Source organism: Herpetosiphon llansteffanensis (genome assembly GCF_003205875.1).
Lineage (GTDB): Bacteria > Chloroflexota > Chloroflexia > Chloroflexales > Herpetosiphonaceae > Herpetosiphon > Herpetosiphon llansteffanensis.
The window spans coordinates 171252-182740 of sequence record NZ_PUBZ01000125.1 but is presented as its reverse complement, the minus strand read 5'-3'; the positions used below and the strand labels follow the sequence as shown (position 1 = coordinate 182740).

9 protein-coding genes are annotated in these 11489 nt (G+C 50.6%); 4 read left to right on the top strand and 5 right to left on the bottom strand.

Features of this window, described 5'->3' with window-relative positions; genetic code table 11:
* Positions 1-402 precede the first annotated feature (402 nt).
* Positions 403-1005, bottom strand: a complete 603-nt coding sequence (locus tag C5S61_RS20590; protein WP_110518322.1) for a hypothetical protein — start codon at positions 1003-1005, stop codon at positions 403-405.
* 328 nt (positions 1006-1333) lie between these two features.
* Between C5S61_RS20590 and C5S61_RS20585 the strand changes: the two genes are divergently transcribed.
* Positions 1334-2296 (top strand): TerC family protein, encoded by a 963-nt coding sequence (locus tag C5S61_RS20585; RefSeq protein ID WP_110518320.1) that lies wholly within the window; start codon positions 1334-1336, stop codon positions 2294-2296.
* 53 nt (positions 2297-2349) lie between these two features.
* Here C5S61_RS20585 and C5S61_RS20580 read toward each other — a convergent pair whose 3' ends face one another.
* Positions 2350-4233: a hypothetical protein gene (locus C5S61_RS20580; protein WP_110518318.1), complete on the bottom strand. Its 1884-nt coding sequence runs from the start codon at positions 4231-4233 to the stop codon at positions 2350-2352.
* A gap of 97 nt (positions 4234-4330) precedes the next feature.
* On the opposite strand from C5S61_RS20580, the gene C5S61_RS20575 reads away from it, so the two are divergent.
* Positions 4331-6865, top strand: a complete 2535-nt coding sequence (locus C5S61_RS20575; RefSeq protein ID WP_110518316.1) for a CHAT domain-containing protein — start codon at positions 4331-4333, stop codon at positions 6863-6865.
* Here the strand turns inward: C5S61_RS20575 and C5S61_RS20570 are convergent.
* Entirely contained in the window at positions 6805-7503 is a 699-nt protein-coding gene (locus tag C5S61_RS20570; protein WP_110518314.1) for a hypothetical protein, read from the bottom strand. The two genes, C5S61_RS20575 and C5S61_RS20570, sit on opposite strands and share 61 nt — an antisense overlap.
* 62 nt (positions 7504-7565) lie before the next feature.
* Entirely contained in the window at positions 7566-8159 is a 594-nt protein-coding gene (locus tag C5S61_RS20565; RefSeq protein WP_164689695.1) for an RNA polymerase sigma factor, read from the bottom strand.
* 334 nt (positions 8160-8493) lie between these two features.
* On the opposite strand from C5S61_RS20565, the gene C5S61_RS20560 reads away from it, so the two are divergent.
* Positions 8494-8961, top strand: a complete 468-nt coding sequence (locus tag C5S61_RS20560) for a response regulator (RefSeq protein WP_110518110.1) — start codon at positions 8494-8496, stop codon at positions 8959-8961.
* A gap of 57 nt (positions 8962-9018) precedes the next feature.
* The gene (locus C5S61_RS20555) at positions 9019-10524 is read left to right on the top strand and encodes an FAD-dependent oxidoreductase (protein WP_110518108.1); all 1506 of its coding nucleotides are present in this window, start codon (positions 9019-9021) and stop codon (positions 10522-10524) included.
* 275 nt (positions 10525-10799) lie between these two features.
* Here C5S61_RS20555 and C5S61_RS20550 read toward each other — a convergent pair whose 3' ends face one another.
* Entirely contained in the window at positions 10800-11336 is a 537-nt protein-coding gene (locus tag C5S61_RS20550; RefSeq protein ID WP_110518106.1) for an inorganic diphosphatase, read from the bottom strand.
* Positions 11337-11489 lie beyond the last annotated feature (153 nt).

Here is an 11489-nt window from a genome sequence, read left to right as displayed (position 1 = left end):
AATATGTGAGAGGCACCGTCGAGACGAGGCGGATAACTGGGGTGCTGTGGAGGCCGTGTGAACGGTAGAGCAGACACTCACAGAAAGCCAAGCGATCATCGGTTGCCGCGCGTCGGCAGGACGCGGGCAGGCCAGAGAATGGCAGCCAGACAGGCAGAACTGGACAATGCTGCGAGCGATTGCGAACTGAAGAAGTCGTCAAGTAGGGTGCATGGCCAAGGACAAACAATTTGGTACGTGTCGAGGTGGTTGTGCCCCACGCTGCTCCATCCCGAACCAGGCCGTGAACGCGACACACACCGAGGCTACTGCAGCACCCGCTGTGGGAACGTAGGGGGATGCGTACCATTCCAATGAACCCGCCACTGAGTCAAAAACTCAGTGGCGGGTTTGTGTTTAAGCTTAGTTTACAAAGATCAGCATCGAAGCCTGTTGATCAACCACTGTTTGCAGCGCATCACGCACAATTCGTACACAAAATGTTGGTTTTGCTTCTGGAATCGTTAGTGGTTGCAGCTCATGGAGCATTGTAACGCATTCTTGTACTGTCCAATAGCCAATTCTACAAACCGGATCAAGCGCCTGCGTAAATGGCAATTGCTCTGAATCACGCTCAATTCCACGTCCTTCGAGCATAAACATCCACAATCTTTCAAAGGCTGGTGAGCAATGTACTGCCAGCCAAGACTTACAATCCCAATAGTGCTGAATAGAAACCCGATTACCATTAGCTGGTGTCGTAATGGAATGGTTTTCGGCAAAATTACCAAAAAATTCCATCACAAAATCATCGACCAACGCCGCTTGTTCGCTGGTTGTAGCTTGCAATGCTGCTACACCATCGCGCTCAACCTGCTTGGCAAATCTCGAAATATCCTCAGAAAATTCATTGGGATATTCTATACATAGATTTTCAAGCCAAATCATGAACAAATCAAGATGTTGAAGAATCAGCGTGCTTAGTCCTTCAGGTGGTGCATATTCAAAATAAACTCGTGTACCCATCGTTTCTCCTCATAAATTAGACGGCTCCTACTATAGCATTGCAAGCTCCCATTCAATTAAGCCTTATGGCCGAATATTGCTAAGCAAAATGCTCAACTAATATCACAATCCCCCTTGACAAATGCAAAAGTATTGATACTATATATCCATACGTTCCGTTGGGGAGTAGCCACCTGCATCAACAGGGTTTGCAATCGTCAATCCAGAAGCAATTTCTCGGTTGCAAACAATACGCACTGCGTAATTTGGTCAGACCAACATTGGCTTTGATTGCCGTGTTGGTTTTTTTGTGTCGACCAACCACGGCCTTGCAGGAGGCGATTTCACAATGGATACGATGGTTTGGATGTGGATTGGCTTTAACGTCTTCGTTTTGGCCATGCTGGCGCTCGATCTTGGCGTGTTTCATCGCTCAGCGCATGAGGTTTCTATCAAAGAAGCAACCTTGTGGAGCGTGGCTTGGATTGGCTTAGCAGCGCTTTTCAACCTCGGGATTTACCTCTTTTGGCAGCAGCTCGTTCCTACAAGTAGCTATACCAATGGCGAAGCAGCCTTAGCCTTTATGACCGGCTATCTGATTGAAAAATCGCTCAGTATCGACAACATTTTTGTGTTTGTGCTAGTGTTCGGTAGCTTTGCTGTGCCAGCCAAATATCAGCATCGTGTGTTGTTCTGGGGTGTGCTTGGGGCTTTGCTGATGCGTGGAGCCATGATTGGCGCTGGCGCGGCCTTGATTCGCGAATTTCACTGGGTTATCTACATTTTCGGCGCGTTTCTGATTGTGACGGGGATCAAGATGGCATTCCATCAGGAGCAAACGCTTGATCCAAAGAACAATATTTTGGTGCGCAGCTTTCGCCGTTTGATGCCAGTGACCGATGAATACCACGAAGATAAATTCTTTGTGCGCAAAGCTGGCGTTTTGATGGCAACCCCGTTGTTCTTGGTGCTGTTGATGATTGAAGCGACCGACTTAATCTTTGCTGTCGATTCGATTCCGGCGATCTTTGCAGTGACCCAAGAGCCGTTTTTGGTCTATACCGCGAATGTATTTGCGATTTTGGGCTTGCGTTCGCTCTACTTTGTGCTTGCTGGTATGGTGCACAAGTTCCATTATCTCAAGCTTGGTTTGGCCTTTGTGCTCAGCTTTGTTGGCATCAAGATGCTCTTGGTCGAAACCGCATTCAAAATTCCTTCAGGGATTGCGTTGGGTGTGGTGGCCACGATTATCGTCGTGGCGATTGGCGCTTCGTTGATTCGCGCTAAGCGTTTGGAATCTGTCAAAAGCTAAACGTTGATTGAGCAAGGCCGTGGGTTTATTACAAACCCACGGCCTTTTTTGGTTTATTCGGCTAATGCGTAGACCAAACCTTGGCTGTAGTAGGTGCGTAAGTCGACGGTCAATAAGCCTAATTCTGGGCTGGTGGCGACGATTGGCACCGCATTCCAGCCAGCAGTTGGGTTGGCTGGGTTGTAAACCAAAACAGTTGGGCCATTGCTGCCGAATGCGCTTGGATCGTAGCTCAATTGCGCGTACAATGGCGGATGGTTGGCAGACCAAGCTAATAAACGTTTATCGCGAATCAAATATGGTTGAATCAACATTGGCCATTGTTTGATTGTGTAATTTTGGAGATTGTTCAGGTTTGTACATAATGGCGCTGGTTGATAGACGGCTATCGTTGTGCCTGTAATATCATCAGCAACGTGGGTTTGGACATCGAGACCAATGCCGCCATCAGCAATGGGGGCATGAATTTCGGCGGTTGCTGGGCCAAAACCACCAGCAATTTGATACCAGGTGGCAATTGGCGTGTTGAAATCGCTGCTATAGGCATAAATATAATTGTGATAGCTGCCTAAGCCCGCAATTTCGTCAGCTCGTAATTGGAACGTCGTGCCAAAACTACCAGTGCTGCTAATATCAAGCCCGGCAATCGTGCGGCACTTGCCACCAGCAGGGCAAAATGCTAAGTTTACTTTTTTACCATGAACGCCACATTCTTGTCCTTTGACCTCAATCGCATTAATTTGTGGCAGTGTACTCGCACTGTTAAGCACTGGCTTGATTTGTAAATTGGCAACCCAACGCTGATTTACTAGGCTAAAGTCGTTTTTGTCGGCTAAGATATTTTGGGTTGGGTAGATTGAATAGACGGTTTTATTTTGCCAATCGCGAGCCAAAATCAAGGCGCGATCTTTGGCCGGGGTATTAATGCCAAGCCATGCTTCTTGTTTGTTGGCTTGCAGCGTGCCCTGATCAATAATCCGCTGCGGGCTGGCTAAATCGCCTTGGATGCTAAACCCAAGGGCTTGATTATCGCTGGCTCCGTTATATTCAACGACGCTGCTGTTGCCTTTGGCGCTGTTGGGCATGAACGTAACAATTGCCGTGCCTTGGGGCTGCATAATGCTTGGCGTGCTGCTTGGCACTAAGCCATAGAGCATTTCCACCGTTTTCCAATCATTAAGCCCATACATTAAATCCTGTGGCGTTTGATCGCAATGATAGGCCGTGCGTGAATTACCCCGCAAGTTACTGGCGCTATAGTGATACGACATCAGCGAATTATGGTTTGTCCGATCGCGTGGCATCTCAGCACTAAGGTCGTTACTGGTTGAACTACAATAGGTATAATTGGCAGTGTTCAAATCGGGGGCATAGCCATCGTGTAGGCCCAAAATATGGTGGCCAAGCTCGTGACTGATCGTTTGGCTCCCAGCAACATCTGACCAGAGGCCACAACGGGCGTTGATGCCATTCCACAAGCGCCCAAGCATAATGGCGGCGGGCACGAAATGAACTTTGCCTGCTTGGGTGTTGACGGTGCGCAAGCTATTCTCAAAGCCACCGAGAAAGGCCGTTGGCCGATACTCGTTGCTGGCCAAAATCCGAATATCAGCGTCGTTCCAATGCTCGCCATTGGTATAGACCGAATATTGTTCAACCCAAACTTGGCCTTGGGTCGCTTGATACAAGGTTTGGCTGGTTTCTTGGAGCGCGGTTTCGAGCACATCCTGCATGGCTGTATAGGTCAAATCTTTGCAGGTGCTGCCTTCAGCTTGACGTAAAAGATCTTGCTGGCCTGGCTGCCATTCGAGTGAAACAATTAAATGAATACTTTCAAAAGGGCTGCTCGCATTCGCAGCATTTGGTTGATTTGGGGTCATCAGCAGGGTCAAACATAAACTGCTGATAATCACTAAGCCAATTTTGCGCCAAAACATACACTCAACTCCTTTAATTAATGCGTGAAAAGAGCGTTACATCTGTTGTATACCTAAAGACGTACGTGCGGCTAAATTCTTTCTGTAGGAGGTTGCTATGACTGTCCTCGATGCTGAGTTTGCGAATCTCGCACTCTTATTGGTATTTGAACCGTTTGATCCTGCACTTTGGCCGCTGATTGCTCCCGCCGAACCAAGCGTCGCCCAATTGCAAGCCTCTGGTTGGTTGCAAACTGCTGCCGATGGCTGGCAGATTCCTGCTGAGCGTCGCAAACAACTTCAATCTGAGCCAGCAGAGTTGCGGGCTGCGTATCAGCAATTAATTGCTGCTGAATTGGCCCATGCTGCCCAAAACCCTGCGTTGGCAACCCGTTTGTTTGCCGATCTGCGGACGTTTGCTGAATTGCTGATTCGCCAAGCACCCCATGAATTAGCTGATTTGGTCAGCCAAATTCCCGCCGATTTAGCGCCAACCACCACTGATCGTCAGCTCTTGGAGTATTATCGTGGCCTCGCCGCTGGCCTGCGTGATCAATATGCAGAAGCATGTACGTTGCTCAGCCAATTATTGGCGCAACCAGATCTTGAGCCGATGATTCGCGGGCGGGCGCTGAACTCCGATGCCACGTTTGCGCGCTATAGCGGTAATTATGATCGGGCTTTGGCTAATTATCAGGCTAGTTTTGCGCTTTGGGAAGCCCAAGCTGATCCGGTGCGTCAAGCCTATGTGCTGCTGAATGAAGGCAGTTTGCGCTACCATTTGCAAGAATATCGCGCTGCTGAGCGCTGCTTGAATAGTAGTTTAGCGACCTTGCAAGCGCAAAATCTGCTCTACCCTCAAGCCTTGGTGCGCATCAATTTAGGCTTGTTGGCCCGCGATCGCGGCAATTGGGCGCAGTCGTTGAGCCATTTTGAGCAGGCCGAAGCCATTTTGCAAGCAGAAAACGCCACCGATTTCCTTGGCCGAATTGCCAATAATCTTGGTGAATTAGCCTTGTTGCAAGGCCAATATGCGGCAGCACGCCAGCATTTTGAGCAAGCCTTGGCGCAGATGAGCAGCCGCGTCTATCATATCGATGCTTATTTGAATTATGGCTTGGCTTGGCATGTCGAGGGCATGTTTGAACAGGCAGAAAGCGCCTATCGCCAAGCGCTTGATTTGGTTGAAAGCGTTGAGCGCCAAGAAATTGCGGCTTTGGTATGGTTTCGCTTAGGCCAAGTTGCGGCGGCGCGCAATGATCATCAACAGGCTGAGCAGCATTATTTGCAAGCAATTGAGTTGATTGAGGCGATGCGTGCGCCAATTTTGGCCGAGAGCCTGCAAATTAGCCTAATGGGGCGTTGGCAACAAGTGTACGAAGGTGCGATTGCGGCCTATCTGGCCCAAGCTAAGCTTGAACAAGCCTTTTTGATGGCTGAAAAAGCACGGGCGCGGGCGCTCAACGATTTACTTGCCCGCAATGGCCAAACCAATCAAGCGTTTGGCACGATTCCCAATCTTAGCGAGTTGCAACAGGGCTTGGCGCAGGGCAGCCTGATGCTCGATTATATGACGATTGGCGCAGTGGGGCCGGAGGCAAGTCTGTTGGCGGCATTGCCAGCAACGGCCAAGGCTTTGCGCAGCTTGTTAATTCAACCAGCAGCAACCTGGCTGTTTGCAATTACGACCGATGAAGTTCAAGCCTTCAATTGCCAGCTCGACCCAAATATTCTCTTGGCAACCTCGCCGTTTCAGTGTGATGGGCGGCGCTTTTTGCGTCCAGCGATTTTGCAACGCCTAGCCCAACGCCTCCTAGGCCCAGCCCAAAACTTCTTGCACCAAGCGCAGCATGTGCTGGTTGTGCCGCATGGCGCTTTGCATCATGTGCCGTGGAATGCACTCTTATTGGGCGAGCTTGGGCTTGATCTGCCAACAACGACGATTCCGAGCGCTGCCAGTTATTTGCAATTGAGCCAACGTCAACCAAGCCAGGCAAGCGAGCCATGTGTAGCCCTGAGCTATGCGGGTGGAGTTGAGCCAGCTTTGGTGCATACCCATGCTGAGGCCGCAGCGGCGGTAGCGGCGCTTGGTGGCCAGCATTATCCGTTGCCAGCGTCAAATATCGCGCAACAGCTTGAGGATTATCGCATTGTGCATATTGCCTGTCATGGCGTGTTTGTGCTCGACCAACCATTGGCCTCGTGGCTCCAATTTGGCCCCAATCAGACAGTTTCGGCCTTGGATATATTGACCAACTGGCAGTTGGATGCTGATTTGGTGGTGTTGAGTGCTTGCCAAAGTGGCGTGAGCGAAATTGTGCGTGGCGATGAACCGTTTGGCTTGGTACGGGCGTTTTTAGCGGTTGGCGCACGGGCGGTTTTGGTTACGCTCTGGCCAGTTGACGATGTGGCAAGTGCTGTCTTGATGAAGCTATTTTATCAGGCATTGCAAGCGGAATTTGAGCCAGCAGAAGCACTTCTACAGGCAATTCAACAGATTCGCAGCATGCCGCAAGCACAGGTAAGCATCCCGCTTGCTCCAAGCCAGCAGGGTGAATACCCGTTTGCCGATCCACATTATTGGGCGGGCTATCAGTTGATTGGGGTTGGCAACTCGATTTCTAAAGTTAAGCCAGCAACATCTGCTGCCTGAACATCGCTAAAGACTGCTTCGCCCCAAACATCGGTTTCGCTGCTTTGGCGGCCTGATGCGGCGATCAAATGTACGCCAATCTGGGCCAAATCGGGCCATTCGCGATCGTGGAGTTGCACTTGCACCCGCACGCGGCAAACATTTGCTTCAGCAGGGTAAATTGCCAACTTGATTTCGCGCAATGGCTGAATGCTGGGTGTGAAGGTCAATTGCAATGGCTGATTGGTTTCGCCGCGCAAGGCTGGCTGGGCTGGTTGCAATGCGGCAAATCCATCGAGCAAGCTTTGGTTGAGGCTGATGTGAATATTCTTGCCAACCAAAGCTAGGGCTGCCGAAACCCGCTCGTACCAACTTGGCGCTTGCTGCAAAAAGCCTAAATCAGGTGCTGGCACTGGCAAATCGTTGTCGACGGAAGTAAACGAGCGATCGAGAGCGGCGAAATATTCAGCGCAACCGACACAGGCATCTAAGTGTTGTTGAATACTTGGTGGTAAGTATTGCTGGGCAATGCGCTGGTTGCGCTCAGTATAGATGGCCAGTTGATCGCAGCATGTGTCGCATGCGTGCTGATCAACTGGCGCGACCAAGGTTTGTACCAAATGCTGCATGGCATTCTGGCTCCAGTTTGCTTGATTCATAGAACGTTCCTACTACAACTAATCAGCGGCTTCAGCATGGAGACGCATGCAAGCGCCGCGACCTATCCTTCTTCGACAAATTCGCGCAAGCGGGCGATTAATGCAGGATCGCGGCGCAAGGCTGCCAAATTTTTGGCGCGAGTCACTTGAATGTGCGAGGCCAAAACCGGTTTTTGGGCTAATTCACTTTCGGTTTGCGCCAGCAGATCATCATTTTGCTCGCTGAAATAGCGGCCAACCACAACCCGCCGCGAACGGGCGCTAAGCGGCCCTGCATCGATTACCTCAGTTAGGATACCGCGCAGATCATCGAGTTGCAAGGTTTCGATCGGCGCGGCCCATGGCCCGTGTTCTGCATCGGGCATGCTGGCACGGCGGCGATGTTCAGGCCGCCGTAGCTCGTCGAGCACCGTGCGGCGCACAATCTGCATACACCATTCGCGGAAGGTGGCCGGGTTTTGGCATTGGCCAATATTGCGATGAATTTTAATCAAGGCTTTTTGGGTACAATCCGTGGTAATAGCATCGCCATCGGGGTACGCATGCAGCATGGCATAGGCCACGCGATACAGCATATGCCAAAGCGTCGTATAGGCCTCATGTTGGGCCAGCGAATCTTGTTCAAAGCACGCCGTATAGAGAGCTGTGCTAGTCATAGTATCGTGCATCCAATCCTCCTAATACACCTTGGTTATGGTTTCGAGGGCTGTGTTGCTACGCATCAACCATTGGTTACGTTGCGAACCAAGCTTTCATCTGCCCACCAGTGTTCCAATTTCACACCCAATCTCGAACGAGCGACCTAGCCTAAAAGTCCCCATTTTATCCTAGGCTCTTGATTTATTGCTGAGTTTGAGGCAAATTTAACCCCAAGGGATGAGATAGTAGTAGCAAATCTGCTACTTTGGGGGGATATTGGCATCACCCATAATTATTGCTTGCGTTGCTGATGCCATGCGACACATAACCAATCCATGCGGAGGTTCTCATATGGTAGGTGCTGCACTTCGGCCAAAACCAACCATCGTCGCTCCAACCCAGGCCAAAGTTATGGTGATTGAAGATAACGTTGATAGTATGAACTTGGCCTTGTTGCTGCTGCGCGAGCGGGTTCAAGTAGCCTATTGTAATGCTCGCGCCTCTGGCGATGCCTTTTTCAATTGGTTGAGTTCGCCGCAAGTTCAACAAAACCCCTCCTTGGGAATGCTCGATCTGATTTTACTGGATATTCGCATCCCGCGAGAGAATGGTTACATGGTGCTGCAAAAGTTACACGTCTTGCCCGATTTCAAGCGCACCAAAATTGTCGCCATGTCGGCCTATAACAGTCGCGAAGATGTTGAAAAGATGCGTTTGGCTGGCTTCGATGGGTTTGTAGCGAAACCGGTCTCAGTTAAAACCTTCCCCGATTATATTGAGCGGATTTTGCGTGGCGAAACGATTTGGGATTTGTATTAAACCACGGGCTGATTCCTCACGTAGCATAGCCTGTACGATCTAGCTGGGGAATTGGCGATGGATTATGATCTGATTGTGATTGGCGCAGGCATTGCAGGTTTGTCTGCCGCCGCCCTCTTAGCCAACGATGGCTATCGCGTGCTCGTACTTGAGGCGCATATCGAGCCTGGTGGCTGTGCTTCTTCCTATCAACGTAAACGCCCCAATGGCGATCAATATATTTTTGATGTTGGCGCAACCGTCTTTGCTGGTTTTCGGCCTGGCGGTGCGCATCATTGGCTTGGCCAAAAATTGGGCTTAAGCTGGCCGATTCAGCCACTCAACCCAGCCATGGAGGTCTGGTTACCCGATCTCCGCGTAACGCGTTGGGGCGATGAACGTTGGCTTGCAGAGCGCCAGCGGCTTTGCCCAAGCCAAGCGTGGGAAGCAGAGCAATTTTGGCGTGAGCAAGAGCATTTGGCCGAGGTTGCTTGGCGTTTTGCTGGGCGCATGCCGCCAATGCCGCCAGAATCATTGGCGGATGTAGGCCGTTTGGCCAGCACAATTCGGCCTGAAATGCTGCATTTGCTGCCAGCCTTGCCGCGTACAGTCAAACACGCCTTAGATCGACATAAGGTTGATGATCGGCGCATGCGAACGTTTATCGATGGTCAATTATTGATCAGCGCCCAAAGCAGCAATGCTGAATGTGCTTGGCTCTATGGCGCGGTTGCGCTTGATTTGGCGCGCATTGGCACATACTATGTTGAAGGCGGCGCTTGGAATTTGGCCAAAACACTTGAGCAAGCCATCATTAAATCGGGCGGCGAAATTCGCTATCGGCAAAAAGTTAGCCAAATTCAGACTGATCGCGGCCAAGTTGTGGGCGTGATGACTGAACACGGCGAGCGTTTGCGGGCACGCCATGTGATTGCCAATACAACCATGTGGGATCTAGCTGATTTACTTGATCAAGCGCCAAGTTGGCTGCTTCGGCGCAGGATTGAAGCGGTTCCGCAAGGCTGGGGGGCAACAACGCTCTATTTGGGCATTGACGAGGCGGCAATTCCCCAAGGCTTGGCCGAACACCACCAAATTATTGCTGATTACGCTCAAGCACTTGGTGAAGCCAATAGCGTTTTTATTTCATTACATCCTGCCGCCGATCGTTCACGTGCGCCGCAGGGCCAACGCGCTATGACCGTTTCAACCCATACCAATGTGAGTCGCTGGTGGCATTGGCGGCAAAGCGATCCTGCGCGCTATAGGGCTGAAAAAGCGGCGATGGCTGAGCGTATGCTCGATACAGTTGAGCTAGCGCTGCCCACAATTCGCCAGCATATTCGGTATCAACAAATTGGCACGCCAGTTTCGTTTGCGCGCTATACTCAACGCAAGCGGGGCATGGTTGGCGGCTTGCCGCAGTGGCGCTCAATTTCAGGCTTGCTGAGTTTAGGGCCGCAAGCTGCAAACATTAATGGTTTATGGCTCGTGGGCGATAGTACATTTCCTGGTCAAAGTACCGCAGCGGTGACCCAAAGTGCCATTCAGGTCTATCAGAAAATTCGCCGGGCAAAATCTTAATCTATGGCAGTAAAAGTTAGTTCCCTCACCCCCCAGCCCCCTCTCCCACTGGACGCGGGCGAGGGGGAGCCACCGTTTTGTAGCACGCATCGCGGCTGAATTATGGGGTTAAAGCCCCTCGCCCGCGTCACGGGAGAGGGGGCTGGGGTGAGGGGATATTAACCCTTGAAAGAGTTTTATCCCCCTTTAAACACAGCACGCAGGGCAACATAAACCCTGCGTACTGCTCAATCCTGAACCCTAGCCCCTGATCCATGAACCCTCGCCCCTGAACTCTACTCAGGCTTGCGGAAATTTTCGTTGTAGAGTTGAATTGAATCTTGGATGCGTTGCTTGGCAGCTTCAGCACCTTGCCATTCGCCAACTTCGACAGTTTTGTTTTCCAAGGCTTTGTATGAGGCAAAGAATTGGGTTACTTCTTTGATGAAGTGGGGTGGCACATCACCCAAATCTTTGATATTGGCGAAGTAGGGGTCGTTGGCTGGAACGGCAAGAATTTTATCGTCGTTTTCGCCGCCGTCGATCATGCCAAACACACCAACTGGGCGCGCTTCGATCAAACAGCCAGGAAAGGTTGGGAAGTTGATCAGCAAAATTACATCTAATGGATCGCCATCGTCACAGTAGGTTTGGGGAATCAACCCATAATCGCCTGGATAATAGACGGCTGACGAAAGCACCCGATCAAGCTTGATCAAACCAGTATCTTTATCGATTTCATACTTATTGCGTGAGCCACGGGGAATTTCAATCACTACGTTAATAATTTCTGGCGCATCGTCGCCAAATGGCACATCATGCCAAATATTCACAGGGAATTCCTCCATACATGGGTTATCAAAACGGCGCAACTATACCACGTTTTAGCGTGCTTGCAATGTATTTGACGCACTGCATTGTAGAGAAATATGCCACAAGGGGCTATAATTCACTACGTTGTGGCTATTAGGATAGCATACAATCAC